Here is a 15,002-nt window from a genome sequence, read left to right on the forward strand (position 1 = left end):
GCGCGGCGCGCAGCTTGGCCACCTCCATGAAGAAGTTCATGCCGATCGCCCAGAAGAACGACAGCCGCGGCGCGAAGCGGTCGACATCGAGACCGGCGGCAAGCCCGGCGCGTAGATATTCGACGCCGTCGGCGAGCGTATAGGCGAGTTCGAGGTCCTGCGTCGCGCCGGCCTCCTGCATGTGATAGCCGGAGATCGAGATCGAATTGTACTTCGGCATCCTCGTGGAGGTGTAGGCGAAGATGTCCGAGATGATCCGCATCGAGGGCGCGGGCGGATAGATATAGGTGTTGCGCACCATGAACTCTTTCAGAATGTCATTCTGAATCGTCCCCGAGAGCTTTTCCGGCGGCACGCCCTGTTCCTCGGCGGCGGCGACGTAGAGGGCGAGGATCGGCAGCACCGCGCCGTTCATGGTCATGGACACGCTCATCTGGTCGAGCGGAATGCCAGCAAACAGCGTGCGCATGTCGTAGATGGAATCGATGGCCACGCCTGCCATGCCGACGTCGCCGCCGACGCGCGGATGGTCGCTGTCATAGCCGCGGTGGGTGGCGAGGTCGAAGGCGACCGAGAGGCCCTTCTGTCCGGCCGCGAGGTTGCGCCGATAGAATGCGTTGGAATCCTCCGCCGTGGAGAAGCCGGCATATTGCCTGACCGTCCAGGGCTGGTTGACATACATGGTCGGATAGGGGCCGCGCAGGAACGGCGCGATGCCGGGATAGGTCTCGAGGAAATCGAGGCCCGCAAGATCAGCCTCGCCATAGGCGGGCTTCACCAGAATGCCCTCGGGCGTCAGCCACGGCTCGGCGCTGCCGCCCGGAGCGGCGCCTGCGGTCCGCTCGAATGGGACATCAGCGAAATTGGGAATGCGGCTCATGGCTTCAACCATCATAAACGCTCAATCATGATCCGGATGCTGATGGCTGACGATCGTCGCCATCTTCTCCGGTCCGTAATTCTGCTGCGTGGTCTGGCTCGGCAGATTGGAGATACCGACCACCCAGCCGAGGCGGATTCGGTGCCGAATTGCCGGGTTGGCACAACGGTCCGGCCGGTCGAAGGCGCCGGTCATGAACTCGATCCGGTCACCGTCAATGCGACCAAAACTCAGCGGCATGCCACCGGCGGCGCAAAAGCCGAGCTCGGCGATGGTGGAGGAGCGGAAGAATGACAGCTTTCCCTTGGTCCAGGCGAAGTCCGTCTTGTTGATGTCGGCAAAGGAGGCGAACGGCGCGCCGACCCCCTTCTGGCGCATGTGGCAGTGGCAGATCGAGACCTTGGTTCGGCGCCGTCGTGACGCCGAAGCGCACCACCGCGCATTGGCAGCCACCGGTGAGAACGGCTTGCTAACGTCGGTCATGCCTGCTCCATCCGTCGGTAAGCGTCTTGCAGTGTGTCAAGCGCATCGCCTCCGGCGAAGACAAAACCCGTGACGCCAGCGGCCTGCAGCGCCGCCTCAGCCTCGGCCGGGCGACCCGCCAGATAGATATGACGCGCGCCCGCATCTCGCAGGATCTTGGCGGCAGGTTCCGCCCGACTGGCATAGACCTTGTCGCTGGAACAGAGGCAGGCGAGCGCGGCGCCGGAGGCCTTGAAGGCGGCGGCCAGCGCGGCGGGATCGGCAAAACCCTCGCTGTCGAGGGCCTGGATGCCGCCGGCCTCGAAAAAGCTTTTGGCAAAGGTCACGCGCGCCGTGAAATCGGCAGGCGTGCCGAGGTTGGCCAGGAACACGCTTGGCCGGGTACCGCGTGCCCTCAGCGCCGCATCGGATTTGTCGCGCAATGCCTCGAACGGCTGCGCCAGCCGGATCGACGGCAGCGGATCGAACTTGTACTTCTGCTCGCCGTAAGGCGTGAGCGCGATCGGCGTCGCCTGCAGCACAGCCGTCTCGCTCTCATGCAGGTTCGGAAACTCGCTCGCGCCGGTCAGCACGTCACGGCGCTCGGCGATATTGGCCTCACGTGCCTTGCGCGTGGCGGCGACCTTGCTCTGGAACAGACCTTGCTGGAGCGCGGCGAAGGCGCCGCCGGCCTTCTCGCTCTCCTGGAACAGGGCCCAGGCGGCCTCGCAGAGCTGCGCGGTCAGCGTCTCGATGCCGCCGCTGCCGGCCGCGGGATCGCTGACCCTGGCGAGGTTACTTTCTTCCAGCAGCAACAGCTGCGTGTTGCGCGCCACGCGGCGTGCGAACGGATCGGGCAGCCCGAGCGCCAGCGTATGCGGCAACACGGTGATCGCGTTGGCGCCTGCGAGTCCGGCGCCGAACGTCGCGATGGTCGCGCGCAGCATGTTCACATAGGGGTCACGCTGCGTCAGCATGCGCCAGCCGGTGTCGGCGGCGATGAACAGCGGTTTCGGCGTCAGGCCGCAGGCGGCCTCGATGCGCGCCCACAACAGCCGCAGCGCGCGGAATTTGGCCATGCTCAGGAACTGATCGGCATCTGCAGAGAGCCGCGCATAGACCATACCCTGCGCCTGCTCGAGCGGAATGCCCGCGCCCTCGATCGCACGCAGATAGGCGACGCCGCATGCGAGCACGAAGGCAAGCTCTTGAGCCTCGGAACCTCCCGAATTATGGATGACGCGTCCGTCGGCGGACGCGAACAGTCCCGTAAAACCGAGCCCGGCAAGGCCCTTGATCGCGCCGGCGACGGCGGGGACGATCTCGTCCCAGTTATAAGGACAATGGCCCCATACCGCGGCGGCCGCGAGCGGATCGACGCCGAATCGAAGGTTGCACGTAGCCGGATCGAGGCCATTGCTCTTGACATATTCCGCGAGATGAATCGCAACCATGTGCGATTGCGGACCGATGTCGAGTTCGATGCCAATGCCGGCATCAAGATGAATATCCTTTAGCACCTTTGCGACCGCATCGGCCGAAGGTTCCAGGCCGAAACCGTGAGCGCCGCTGCTGCCGGCGAACACCAATGAGAGACCGGTGGCTCCGTTCTCTAAATCCTGACGGGCCTGCATGTTGGCCGTCACCGCATCGGGATGATCGATGCGTTGCATAATCTGCCAAGGCGCCGCGGGCGCCCGCCCCTCGACCGGGGGAGCATCTTTCGCGCGAAGGTAAATCGGCTCGATTCTCAAGTCGTCGTACGTCTTTCCGATCAGCATTTCGAACGGCGCTCCCTTAAGCACGCCATCAACCAGGCTGCGCCAGTCCGCTCGCGAAGCAGGCGCAAAGCCCGATGCCAATGCAAACAGTTCGGTATTCATCAAGACTCTCTGTCCCTACCGCCGCCGAGCTGACCAGCATCGCTTCCGTCTGCATGTAGCCGGTATCCTGCAGGCGAGCTGCTCATCTCTGGTCGCGATCTCTTGCAGTATTCAGGCAAACTCCAGGATCAACGCGTCCACCGCGAGCGTCGCGCCGGCGCTGGCGTGGATCTTCTTCACGGTGCCGTCCTGCTCGGCGCGGAGCACGTTCTGCATCTTCATGGCCTCGACCACGGCCAGCGTCTCGCCGGCCTTGACGTCCTGGCCTTCGGTGACAGCGATCGAGACGATGAGCCCGGGCATCGGACACAGCAGCTTCTTGCCGGTGTCGGAGGCCGTGGTCACCGGCATCAGCCGGGCAGACGTCGCTTCCGTCTCGGTCCAGACATAGACCGGCACCTCGACGCCCTGATGCGCAAGACGGATGCCGTTGGCGATCGGCCGCGCCTGCACCGCGACGAAGTGGCCATCGATGGTGCCCTGCCAGACCGGATCGCCCGGCTTCCATGCGGACTGCAGCAGATGCGCGTTGCCGGCCTTGCCGTCGACATCGACAAAGCGGATCGCGATCGCGTCGCCTTCGCGGGCGACCTCGAGCAAGATCTCCTGGCGGTCGAGCCAGACGGCGCGGCGGCGCTCGCGCTGCACGATGCGCCCGCCCAACTGGCCGGAGATCTGCCGCTTGCGTTCGCCGAGCACGTGATCGATGGCGGCGCCGACCGCGGCGATCCGCCGAGCGACCTCACCTTCGGGCACGCGCACCGCAAAGCCCTTGGGGAATTCCTCGGCGATGAAGCCGGTCGACAGATTGCCCTCACGCCAGCGCGGATGATGCATCAGCGCCGACAGGAACGGGATGTTGTGGCGGATACCGTCGACATAGAACGAATCCAGCGCGGTCGCCTGAGCCTCGATCGCAGCCGCGCGCGACGGCGCGTGGGTGACGAGCTTGGCGATCATCGGATCGTAATGGATCGAGATCTCGCCGCCCTCCTGCACGCCGGTGTCGTTGCGCACCGTAATGCCGTCCTTGCTCACTTCGGCCGGCGGGCGATACTTCACCAGCCGCCCGATCGAGGGCAGGAAGTTGCGGAACGGGTCCTCGGCATAGAGGCGCGATTCCACGGCCCAGCCGGTCAGCGTGACGTTCTTCTGCGCGATCGCGAGCTTCTCGCCGGCGGCCACGCGGATCATCTGCTCGACGAGGTCGACGCCGGTGACGAGCTCGGTGACGGGATGCTCGACCTGCAGGCGCGTATTCATCTCCAGGAAGTAGAAGCTCTTGTCCTGGCCGGCGACGAACTCGACCGTGCCGGCGGAATCGTAGTTCACGGCCTTGGCCAGCGCGACCGCCTGCTCGCCCATCTTGCGGCGGGTGGCTTCATCGAGCAGCGGCGACGGCGCCTCCTCGATGACCTTCTGGTTGCGGCGCTGGATCGAGCATTCGCGCTCGCCGAGATAGATGACGTTACCGTGCTTGTCGCCCAGCACCTGAATCTCGATATGGCGGGGATCGACGATGAACTTCTCGACGAAGACGCGGTCGTCGCCGAACGAGGCTTTTGCTTCGGCCTTGGCGAGATTGAAGCCCTCGGCGACCTCGGCCTTGGAATGGGCGATGCGCATGCCCTTGCCGCCGCCGCCGGCGGAGGCCTTGATCATGACGGGATAGCCGATGTCGTCGGCGATCCGGACCGCATGCTTGTCGTCTTCGATGACGCCGAGATAGCCGGGCACGGTCGAGACTTTTGCTTTCGCGGCGGCCTTCTTGGATTCGATCTTGTCGCCCATCGCTGCGATCGCGCCCGGGTTCGGGCCGATGAAGACGATGCCGGCCGCTTCCAGCGCACGCGGAAACGCCTCGCGCTCGGACAGGAAGCCGTAGCCGGGATGCACGGCCTCGGCGCCGGTCTTCTTGCAGGCCTCGACGATCTTCTCGATCACGAGGTAGCTCTCGGCTGCGGCGGGCGGGCCGATCAGCACGGCCTCGTCGGCCATCTCGACATGGAGGGCATCGCGGTCGGCCTCGGAATAGACGGCAACCGTCTGAATTCCCATCTTGCGGGCGCTCTTGATGACCCGGCAGGCGATTTCGCCGCGGTTGGCGATCAGAATGCGTTTGAACATGTGTCTCACAACGGCAAATTGTCGTGTTTCTTCGCCGGCATCTCGACCTTCTTGTCCTTCAGCATCGCCAGCGCGCGGGCGATCCGGCGCCGGGTCGAGTGCGGCATGATGACGTCGTCGATGTAGCCGCGCTCGGCGGCGATGAAGGGTGACAGGAAGCGATCTTCGTATTCCTTGGTGCGCGCGGCGATCTTGTCGGGGTCGCCGATGTCAGAGCGGAAGATGATCTCCACCGCGCCCTTGGCGCCCATCACTGCGATCTGGGCGGTCGGCCAGGCGTAGTTCATGTCGGCGCCGATTTCCTTCGACGCCATGACGTCGAAGGCGCCGCCATAGGCCTTGCGGGTGATGATGGTGACCAGCGGCACGGTGCATTGCGAGTACGCAAACAGGAGCTTGGCGCCGTGCTTGATCAGGCCGCCATATTCCTGCGCGGTGCCGGGCAGGAAGCCCGGCACGTCCACGAAGGTGACGATCGGGATGTTGAAGGCGTCGCAGAAGCGGACGAAGCGCGCGGCCTTGCGCGAGGCGTCCGAGTCGAGCACGCCGGCCAGCACCATCGGCTGGTTGGCGACGAAGCCGACGGTGCGGCCGGCAATGCGGCCGAATCCGGTGACGATGTTCTTGGCGAACATGTCGGCGATCTCGAAGAAATCGCCCTCGTCCACGACCTTCAGGATCAGCTCCTTCATGTCGTAGGGCTTGTTCGGATTGTCGGGGATCAGCGTGTCCAGCGACATGTCGATCCGGGCGGTGTCGTCGAAGCTCGGCCATTCCGGCACGCCGTCGGTGTTGTTCGACGGCAGGAAGTCGATCAGGCGCCGCATCTGCAACAGCGTCTCGACGTCGTTCTCGAAGGCGCCGTCCGCGATCGACGAACGCGTGGCGTGCACCGAGGCGCCGCCGAGCTCTTCGGCGGTGACGACCTCGTTGGTCACGGTCTTCACCACGTCGGGGCCGGTGACGAACATATAGCTGGTGTTCTTCACCATGAAGATGAAGTCGGTCATCGCCGGCGAATAGACGTCGCCGCCGGCGCAGGGGCCCATGATGACCGAGATCTGCGGGATCACGCCGGAGGCCAGCACGTTGCGGCGGAACACGTAGGAATAGCCGGCGAGCGCGGCGACGCCCTCCTGGATGCGGGCGCCGCCCGCGTCATAGAGGCCGATGATGGGCGCGCGCGCCTTCATCGCCATGTCCTGGAGCTTTGTGATTTTCAGCGCGTGCGTTTCGGACAACGAGCCGCCGAACACGGTAAAATCCTTGGCGAAGACGAAGGTCTTGCGGCCGTTGACGGTGCCCCAGCCGGTGACGACGCCGTCGCCCGGCACCTTGGTCTTCTCCATGCCGAACTCGGTGGAGCGGTGCTCGACGAACATGTCGAACTCCTCGAACGATCCCTTGTCGAGCAGGAGCTCGATGCGCTCGCGCGCGGTCAGCTTGCCGCGGGCATGCTGCGCCTCGATGCGCTTCTCCCCGCCGCCGAGCTTGGCGCCGGCGCGACGATCTTCAAGGGCTTCAATGGTCGAGATCACGGGCCTCTCCTCGATGGCCCCGCCGTAGGGGTCCGGCGGGCCTGTTTCCCCCGCGATACACACACAATCCTGCCCTTGAGAAGGCTTGAAGACGCACATTTGCACATGTTACAGTTTTTCGAATAGCAAATTGCGAAGTTGCAAATGGCAGGCAAACTCTTCATCGGGCGACGATTCCGCGAAGTGAGGGAGAGCACGAAGCTCACCCAAGCGGCGTTCGCCGAGCGGCTCGGCATTTCCCTCAGCTATCTGAACCAGATCGAGAACAACCAGAGGCCGGTTTCGGCCTCTGTTCTGGTGCTTCTCGCCGAGCGCTTTCAGATCGACCTCAGCTCGCTGTCGGTCAATGACAACGACAGGGTCATGTCGATGCTGAAGGAAGCGCTGGCCGATCCGATCTTTGCGCCCTACGCGCCGAACATCCAGGAACTGAAACTCGTCCTTCAGAACGCGCCGGGTTTCGCGCAAGCGCTCCTTAACGCTCACCAGGCGTACCGACGCAACAGCGAGCAGCTCGCCAGTCTGGACGGCCAGATCGTCAACTGGGCTGGCGAACCGACCGCTTACGAAGAAGTCCGCGACTTCTTTCATCTGGTCGACAACTATGTCCACGAGTTGGATACCGCCGCCGAGGCTCTCGCCGAGCGCCTCGGCATTCCCGACAACAATACAGCCACGGCACTGGTCAATTACCTGGAGGCCCGACATGGCGTGCAGATACGCCAGAGCGGGCCGCACGAAAATTCGTTACGCCAATTCGATCGTGCATCCCGCACCTTATGGCTGAGCCCCTACCTTCCCACGCCAACCAGAAACTTCCAGATTGCGCTGCAAATCGCCGCGCTCGAGGAGGAAGAACGCATTGGCCAGATTGCCGATCAAGCGGCTTTTCGATCTGCCGATGCGCGGAACGTCTGCGCGGCGGGATTGCGTAACTATTTCGCAGGCGCTCTCATTCTGCCCTATCAAGGATTCCTGCAATCCGCGCGGGACTTGCGCCACGATCTGGAACTGATCGCCACCAGGTTCGGCGCGAGCCTCGAACAAGTGGCCCATCGATTGTCCACCCTGCAACGACCGGGTTTCAAGGGCGTGCCGGTGTTCTTCGCTCGACTGGACCGCGCCGGAAACATCACCAAGCGACATAGCGCGGCAAAGCTGCAATTTGCACGTTACGGGGCGGCGTGCCCACTCTGGAACGCTCATCAGGCGTTCGAGGCACCTAGCCAGATCATTCGGCAACTCGCCGAAACGCCGGACGGCGTCAGATTTCTTTGCATTGCGACCGAACTTTCGAAAGGCCGTGGCGGCTTCGGCTCGCCGCGCCCGCGGTACGCGATCGCGCTCGGGTGCGAAGTCTCCTACGCCAAGGATTTCGTCTATGCAGACGGGCTCGACCTCACCAATAAGGGCACCTACGAGCCGATCGGAATCTCCTGTCGAATCTGCGAGCGGACCAGCTGCGCCCAGCGCGCAATTCCGCCGCTCAAGACCCGATTGAAAATCGATCGCGACCGCAGGGACATCCTGCCCTACCGGATTTCGAGCTAGATCGTAGCGAGAAATAGCGCGGACAACCGTTCCTTCTTGAGGCGCAACAGTGTAACGGCTGCAAGAAAACCGGGAGCAAAGGGACGTTGACTTTTCAGCTTCCGACGACGCACGGAAGCACCCGTAAGCGGCGGCTAAGCCGAATCGCCTTACGCCTGAACGCATTGATCAGGCAGGCGATCTCAGGCACCAGCACGACTTGCAGGCCGGATGGCTGGTGATGCGGATCACGAAGGCGGCCCACCACCTCAGAGGCAGAGCAATACAGGCAGACAGCGATTGCTAACTCTGTAAGCGCATTGCTCAGTGCGTCGGCAATCGACCAACCTTCAATGGCTTCGCTTTTGGCGGGGGCAAATAGATTGTCCGTTTTTCGATATCAGTCGTCATTTTATCGAAATTCTACGCGCCCGGTCGCGGTTAGCATTCGTTTCATCGAGATGTCATCACGCGGAATAACGCGAGGGGCCGGGCCTCGATGCAATGACGAACGCTTGCCCACAGGAGGAACCGAAATGACGACGACAGCTTTGGATAGGATTGACATCAAGATCCTGAACGAATTGCAGCAGAACGCCAGCTTGACAAACGTGGAGCTCGCTTCCCGCGTCAATCTTTCACCATCCCCCTGCCTCGCTCGAGTGCGCACACTTGAAAAATTGGGAGTCATTGACCGAAGAATTGCCGTGCTGGACCCGGCAGTTCTCGGTATCGGCGTCACTGCTTTCATACAGGTCAAGCTTGAAAAGCAGGCCCAACCGTCCCTCGAAAGCTTTACACGCACGATAGATCGCCTGGGTGAGGTGATGGAGTGCTATTTGATGACGGGGGATAGCGATTATCTTCTTCGAGTCATGGTGTCAGATATCGAAGCCCTTGAAGACCTCATCGTGAACAAGCTCTCACGTATCCCGGGTATTTCCAGCATTCGATCAAGCCTGGCTTTAAAGCGAATTTCCTACAAGACGGTGCTCCCTATCGACGGAAGCCGTCCCGTTCAGATCAAGTCGGGCAGCCTGGCTTCAAGGCGCATCGAGAGACCAGCCAAACCTCAGTATGATGCGTCGACGCAGGCTAGGCTGGATGGCGGAATGAACATCGACAACTCACGAGTCTTCGCTCACAGCACAGCCGGCCTTTAGCGCCAAGCAATGCGTGCTGTCGGAAATGATCGTCTCGAACGCTTCCGTCACGGCCGCGGGTGAGAGCGGGCCAGAGTGGACGCGTCGAACATGCCTTCGGCGATTGAGCGGACCAAACGCACTGAGGGACAAATGACTGAGTCAATCTCTGCCGCACTAAAAGCATTCTCTGAAGGAGAAATCATCGTCGTCACGGACGATGATGATCGAGAAGGCGAAGGAGATCTCGTCGTCGCAGCATCGCTTTGTTCAACCGAAAAGATGGCGTTTATTATCCGCCACACCTCCGGAATCGTCTGCGCTCCTATCACGTCCGAGCTTGCGCGTCGATTGAGGCTAGATCCAATGGTCATCGACAACGACTCTAACCACACCACCGCTTTCACTGTCTCGGTAGATTACAAACCTAATGGCGGGACCGGGATCTCAGCTGAAGAACGCGCATCCTGCTGCCGGGCACTGGCTAATCCCAACGTCGGCGCAAACGATTTTTCGCGCCCAGGCCATATCTTTCCTCTTGTTTCAAAGCAGGGCGGCGTCCTGATGCGATCCGGTCATACCGAAGCTGCGGTCGACCTGTGCTGGTTGACCGGATTGGCTCCGGTCGGAGTCATCAGTGAACTGATGAATAAGGACGGATCCGTGATGAAGGGCTCGCAAGTTCGAGATTTCGCCGCCAGGCACGCTCTGACGCACGTAACGATTGCCAACATCATAGGCTTCCGGCAGGCGCGTGAGAAGTTGGTTGAAAGGATCTCAAGTGTAACCGCCGACAGCCCGATCGGTCCGCTACAGGGATACTCGTATCGTACGCCATTCGATCCGATCCACCACGTGGCATATGTGTATGGCGGGATCGGCGACGGCAAAAACGTACTGACGCGATTTTACAAGCCGAACATCATACGGGACATGTTCTCGGGAGAGGCCCAAGCAAGGATGAACGTCGTACTTCAACGCTTTAAGGACAACGGAGGTGGTGTACTTATTTATCTAAGAGACGGCGCGGCTGGTGTTCCACCAGAACCCCTGCTCCCATCGTCCTCTTCGGAAGAGCACCGCAACCGGCAGTGGCGCGAGATCGGCGTTGGAGCGCAGATATTGCGCGATCTTGGCATAACCTCGATCCGCCATTTGACGTCCTCCACCCATCACTTCAAAGGGCTTGCAGGATTCGGCATCGAAATCATCAGGAGCGAGCAACTCTGATAAACTTAATAAGGACAGAGCACGCAGCGCCCTCGCGATCGCGCCGTTTCGCTCAAGGCCGCGAGGCGACATGCACCTCTGACCCACGTTCGCCTCGCTTGACACGGTCGGAGAAATACCGCGCTGGCGATTTACCAAGCGCTTTCTTGAACATCGTAATAAATGCGCTGACGGAGTCGTAGCCGAGAACCTCGGATACAGATTGCACGGAATCTCCCGCGGAGAGTCGCTGAAGCGCAATGATAATGTGCAATTGTTGGCGCCATCGACTGAACGTCATGCCGGTCTCTGCGACGACGAGGCGCATCAAGGTTCGTTCCCCCAAGGCCATCGCCTCGGCCCATTCCGTCACCGTGCGGCGATCCGACGGGGTCTCCATCAAGGCATCTGCAATCGCACGCAACTTTGAATGGCGCGTGACCGGCAGATGCAACTGCTCTGTCGGCATCTCGATGAGTTCGTTTAGCAAAACCGCGACTATGTGGGCTGTCGGACCTTCCTCATCATAGAGGGGTGCCAGTGTCGCCAGACGATGAATAACCTCATGCAGCAGAGGAGTGATCGACAACGTGCAACACTCCTGCGGAACGGACGCTGCATTCATATCCACGTACAGGAAGTAGATACTGGCATTGGCGGTCGCGCGGTTGCTGTGCGGCATACCGCCAGGAATCCATACGCCGCATCGCGGAGGCACCATCCAAAGTCCACTGGGGACCTCGCATGTCACGCTCCCCCGTTGGGCCAGAACCAACTGCCCTTTCCGATGTGTGTGGATCGGAATTTCGTCCTCTTTCTCCTGCGTGTCGACCATGAGTGCGACGACCGGACGGTCGAGCGAGTCCGGATCCATCTCATGAAAGTACTGAAGGAGAGAACCGCGCATTGTCATCTTTTAGCAATTATTTGGTAAAGTAGCGAAATTCGTTGGGAGCCGCAAGTTCTATCGTTCGGGTGCTTGTCAGACCCGGAATTCAAAACGATGAATCGAACGCTCCTCTCCCGCATTTTTGGAGACGCTCTTTTTGCCGGCAGCTTTGACCCCAGATGGGCGCTGTTTTCGGCCAACTCGTTCATTGCAGCGATGCTCGCGATCTACCTGGCGTTTCGTCTGGGTCTGCAAAGGCCCTATTGGGCGATGCTCACTGTCTATCTCACTGCCCAACCGTTCGCCGGCGCCGTTCGTTCGCGCGCCGTTTACCGCTTGCTCGGCACCCTGCTCGGCTCCAGCGCAGCCGTGGCTTTTGCCCCATTGCTGGTCAATCAGCCATTCCTGATGACGGCCGCCATCACGAGCTGGGCCGCGTTTTGTCTGTACGTTTCCCTCCAGGATCGCACTCCCAGCAGCTACGCCTTTCTGCTGGCCGGCTATACGGCGACGACCGTCGCGTTCTCGAGTGTAGCCGCTCCACATCTGGTGTTCGACGTCGCTCTGGCCCGCGTTGAGGAAATCGTGCTCGGCATTTGCTGCGCAACAGCCGTTCATACCCTGCTGTTTCCAAGTGACGTCACCGGCGCCTTGATCAGGTCAATTGATGCAGCTGTTCATGCTACCTGCGCTTGGACGACCCATGCCTTCCTCTATCACTCTCCCACCACGGCAAACGCGGCACGCTGGCGGCTGGCTTCTGACGTTACACAGTTCGAAGTATTGTCGACCCATCTTCGTTACGACACAGGAGCAGCGAAACCGCCGATTCGGGCGATTCGAGCCCTACAGGATAAGCTCGCGCTCGTCCTTCCAACACTGACAGCGATTGAAGACAGGCTGGATGCGCTGGGGGAGCGGCGTACGCCGGAACTGGATCAGCTTCTCTCAAAGCTAGGCGAATGGGTGCGGACCCCAGCTCAATCGCAGCATAGCGCAGACGACCTGATGCGTTTCTGCGCAGAATTCAAAGTTGCACCTTCTGCCACACAAAGCGAATGGGATACGCTTCTCGTATCCAGCTTGATAGCCAAATCATCGGCGATGATCGAAACATTGGCCGCGATCCTGGAGTTAAATGCGGTCATCAATGGATCCAAAGCTGCTCCCCGCCTGGTGACGGCATCTGCTTCCAAAGTCCATCGTGCCAGGAGAACCCTCCATCGAGACCAGCGTCTCGCGGCGTTATCCGTCGCCGCTTTTTTTTGCGGCGGTCCTTGGCTGCGCCGCGGTCTGGATTGCCACAGCATGGCCCGAAGGAGGCATCGCCGCGCAAATAGCAGCTATTGCTGCAGCGCTCTACAGCAGCCTCGACGATCCTGCACCCACGCTGATGTCCTACACCGTCTGGACCATCGCGTCGCTGCCGATCGCAGCCATCTACCTCTTTGTCATTTTCCCAGCAATCGATGGGTTTCCCATGTTGGCGGCCTCGCTGGCGCCCCCGTTTCTCATCATCGGCTACCTACAGGCCAACCCCCGTCATATTGTAAAAGCATTGGCTCTCGGGCTCGGTTTGATCGGGGCGCTCGATCTGCAGAACAGGTTTCTAGGCGACTTCGCCTCGTTCGCTAACGTCAATGCAGCGTCGCTCATCGGTCTTATGGTGGCGTTCCTGGCAGTTCGCGTATTTCGCAGTGTGAGCGCAAAGCACGCCGCCAAACGCCTGATCCGGCACGGCTGGATCGATCTGGCAAACCTCACTAGAGCCCGCAGACCAATGAACCGAGAACGCTGGGCGGCCGTAATGCTGGACCGTCTGGGCCTGGTCGCTCCGAGATTGGCCCTCTCTGGCTCGGATGTAGAAACAGAAGCTGGCCGCTCGCTCGCCGCTCTGCAGATGGGACTGGATCTGCTCGACCTGAAATCGAGCGTGACGAACGCGAACGACCAGCGGAGCGAACGTCTTGAATGTCTTCTTACCAAACTGACGCAAGCCTTCCGATGGTTTGCAGCCGGGCATAACGAGCTTCGTCCCGTTGAAAGGCAGGCATTGCGCGCGACTATCGATTCAGAACTCCGCGAATGCTGCAAATCGGGCGCCGCTATCCAGCTAACAAGGCTCGTCTCGCTGGTTGGTTTACGCCGCGCGCTGTTTCCCGATGCACCTGCTCCTGGCTCTGATTGAGTTGTGTGATGACCGAAGAGATCAACGTCGCGGGTGTTTTTGTACCGACCTTTGTCGTCGCCTGTATCTTCGCGCTCGGGCTGGAGATGGGACTATCCGCAACGCTCAAACGCGTTGCTTCATTGGAGATCAGGAGCTTCGCATGGCACCCAGCGCTATTCGATTTCGCAATCTTCGTGATCCTCGTGGACATCTGCTACACACTATTGGGAAGGTTTCTGGCATGACCAACGGACGTTCGATCGCAGGCATCGTTGTTACGGGTCTGGCCGTCGCAATTGCGGCCCCGATTGGCATCCACTTGTGGGACCACTACGAGGAGGCACCCTGGACGCGTGACGGCCGCGTCCGCGCCGACGTCGTCGCCGTGGCTTCGGAGGTCCCCGGCCTGGTCCAGGATGTTCTGATCAAGGACAATCAGGCGGTTCGCAAAGGTGACGTGCTCATCCGACTGGATCCACAACGATTCCGCCTGGCCGTCGAGCAGGCAGAAGCCGTGGTCGCGAGCCGCGAAGCTGCCCTTGAAAGGGCGTCGAATGACCGTACCCGCTATGAAAAGCTTAGCGATGGCGTTGTCTCTCAACAGCAGCGCGAGACGGTTCGCGCGGCTGACCTCCAGGCCAAGGCAACTTACAATCAAGCGCTTGTGGATCTGGAAATCGCACATCTCAACCTGATCCGATCAGAAATCCGCGCACCGGCGAATGGTCTTGTAACGAACTTCGACCTCCGGCCGGGCACTTATCTGCCGGCCGGACGAGGCATAATGGCCCTGATCGAAACCGGTACGGTGCGCGCGGAAGGCTACTTCGAAGAAACGAAGCTCGCACGCATCCATGTAGGCGATCCTGCCGACGTCATTCTGATGGGAGGGTCGAGGATAAGGGGAGAGGTCGAGAGCATCGCCCACGGAATTGAAGATCGCGAACGGAGTTCCGGCGCGAGCATGCTGGCGAACATCAATCCCACCTTCTCATGGGTCCGACTTGCACAGCGAATTCCCGTGCGGATCAAGCTCGATGTGGAACACACGGATGATCTGATCGTTGGGCGAACCGTCACAATTCAGATCGATAGCGACGGTAGCGCCATTCCGACGATTACGACAATGCTCGCGACCCGTCTCTTGCGTTTCTTTCCCGGGACGCATTGAA

The 15,002-nt window shown here is 60.9% G+C and carries 11 protein-coding genes and 2 pseudogenes; 7 read left to right on the top strand and 6 right to left on the bottom strand.

Features of this window, described 5'->3' with window-relative positions; genetic code table 11:
* From XH98_RS14900 to XH98_RS14920, 5 genes and pseudogenes are all read right to left on the bottom strand, one after another.
* Window positions 1-880 (bottom strand): methylmalonyl-CoA mutase family protein (locus XH98_RS14900; protein ID WP_271619086.1); only part of this gene is annotated, 880 nt, incomplete at its 3' end.
* 21 nt (window positions 881-901) lie between these two features.
* Window positions 902-1,363, bottom strand: a pseudogene (locus XH98_RS14905) (GFA family protein).
* On the bottom strand, window positions 1,360-3,225 hold the full coding sequence (locus XH98_RS14910) for a methylmalonyl-CoA mutase subunit beta (protein ID WP_271619046.1): 1,866 nt from the start codon (window positions 3,223-3,225) through the stop codon (window positions 1,360-1,362). The pseudogene XH98_RS14905 and the gene XH98_RS14910 overlap by 4 nt, the downstream one beginning before the upstream one ends.
* Before the next feature lie 111 nt (window positions 3,226-3,336).
* Window positions 3,337-5,352: an acetyl-CoA carboxylase biotin carboxylase subunit gene (locus tag XH98_RS14915; protein ID WP_271619047.1), complete on the bottom strand. Its 2,016-nt coding sequence runs from the start codon at window positions 5,350-5,352 to the stop codon at window positions 3,337-3,339.
* A gap of 5 nt (window positions 5,353-5,357) precedes the next feature.
* A complete protein-coding gene (locus XH98_RS14920; RefSeq protein ID WP_442868584.1) occupies window positions 5,358-6,887 on the bottom strand; it encodes an acyl-CoA carboxylase subunit beta in 1,530 nt (509 codons plus the stop codon).
* A 147-nt stretch (window positions 6,888-7,034) separates the two neighbouring features.
* Between XH98_RS14920 and XH98_RS14925 the strand changes: the two genes are divergently transcribed.
* The 3 genes from XH98_RS14925 (at window position 7,035) to ribB (ending at window position 10,792) form a co-directional block, all read left to right on the top strand.
* Complete coding sequence (locus XH98_RS14925) at window positions 7,035-8,441, top strand: helix-turn-helix domain-containing protein (protein WP_271619049.1); 1,407 nt, start codon at window positions 7,035-7,037, stop codon at window positions 8,439-8,441.
* Between the two features lie 515 nt (window positions 8,442-8,956).
* Entirely contained in the window at window positions 8,957-9,583 is a 627-nt protein-coding gene (locus tag XH98_RS14930) for an Lrp/AsnC family transcriptional regulator (protein ID WP_271619050.1), read from the top strand.
* A gap of 132 nt (window positions 9,584-9,715) precedes the next feature.
* Window positions 9,716-10,792: a 3,4-dihydroxy-2-butanone-4-phosphate synthase gene (ribB, locus tag XH98_RS14935; protein WP_271619051.1), complete on the top strand. Its 1,077-nt coding sequence runs from the start codon at window positions 9,716-9,718 to the stop codon at window positions 10,790-10,792.
* Between the two features lie 52 nt (window positions 10,793-10,844).
* Here ribB and XH98_RS14940 read toward each other — a convergent pair whose 3' ends face one another.
* Window positions 10,845-11,678, bottom strand: a complete 834-nt coding sequence (locus XH98_RS14940) for an AraC family transcriptional regulator (protein ID WP_271619052.1) — start codon at window positions 11,676-11,678, stop codon at window positions 10,845-10,847.
* A 198-nt stretch (window positions 11,679-11,876) separates the two neighbouring features.
* On the opposite strand from XH98_RS14940, the pseudogene XH98_RS41095 reads away from it, so the two are divergent.
* The 4 genes and pseudogenes from XH98_RS41095 to XH98_RS14960 form a co-directional block, all read left to right on the top strand.
* Window positions 11,877-12,857 (top strand): annotated as a pseudogene (locus XH98_RS41095) (FUSC family protein); the annotation flags it as partial.
* 7 nt (window positions 12,858-12,864) lie between these two features.
* Entirely contained in the window at window positions 12,865-13,848 is a 984-nt protein-coding gene (locus tag XH98_RS14950; protein WP_271619054.1) for an FUSC family protein, read from the top strand.
* A gap of 8 nt (window positions 13,849-13,856) precedes the next feature.
* Complete coding sequence (locus tag XH98_RS14955; protein WP_271619055.1) at window positions 13,857-14,075, top strand: DUF1656 domain-containing protein; 219 nt, start codon at window positions 13,857-13,859, stop codon at window positions 14,073-14,075.
* On the top strand, window positions 14,072-15,001 hold the full coding sequence (locus tag XH98_RS14960) for an efflux RND transporter periplasmic adaptor subunit (RefSeq protein WP_271619056.1): 930 nt from the start codon (window positions 14,072-14,074) through the stop codon (window positions 14,999-15,001). Before XH98_RS14955 ends, XH98_RS14960 begins: the two co-directional genes overlap by 4 nt.
* Window position 15,002: the final 1 nt, after the last annotated feature.

It is taken from the genome of Bradyrhizobium sp. CCBAU 51745 (genome assembly GCF_028128715.1).
GTDB lineage: Bacteria > Pseudomonadota > Alphaproteobacteria > Rhizobiales > Xanthobacteraceae > Bradyrhizobium > Bradyrhizobium manausense.

What these genes read in the sequence shown, in the direction of transcription:
- XH98_RS14910 (WP_271619046.1), bottom strand. Translation starts at nt 3,225, where the DNA reads ATGAATACCGAACTGTTTGCATTGGCATCGGGCTTTGCGCCTGCTTCG.
- XH98_RS14915 (WP_271619047.1), bottom strand. Translation starts at nt 5,352, where the DNA reads ATGTTCAAACGCATTCTGATCGCCAACCGCGGCGAAATCGCCTGCCGG.
- XH98_RS14925 (WP_271619049.1), top strand. Translation starts at nt 7,035, where the DNA reads ATGGCAGGCAAACTCTTCATCGGGCGACGATTCCGCGAAGTGAGGGAG.
- XH98_RS14930 (WP_271619050.1), top strand. Translation starts at nt 8,957, where the DNA reads ATGACGACGACAGCTTTGGATAGGATTGACATCAAGATCCTGAACGAA.
- ribB (WP_271619051.1), top strand. Translation starts at nt 9,716, where the DNA reads ATGACTGAGTCAATCTCTGCCGCACTAAAAGCATTCTCTGAAGGAGAA.
- XH98_RS14940 (WP_271619052.1), bottom strand. Translation starts at nt 11,678, where the DNA reads ATGCGCGGTTCTCTCCTTCAGTACTTTCATGAGATGGATCCGGACTCG.
- XH98_RS14955 (WP_271619055.1), top strand. Translation starts at nt 13,857, where the DNA reads ATGACCGAAGAGATCAACGTCGCGGGTGTTTTTGTACCGACCTTTGTC.
- XH98_RS14960 (WP_271619056.1), top strand. Translation starts at nt 14,072, where the DNA reads ATGACCAACGGACGTTCGATCGCAGGCATCGTTGTTACGGGTCTGGCC.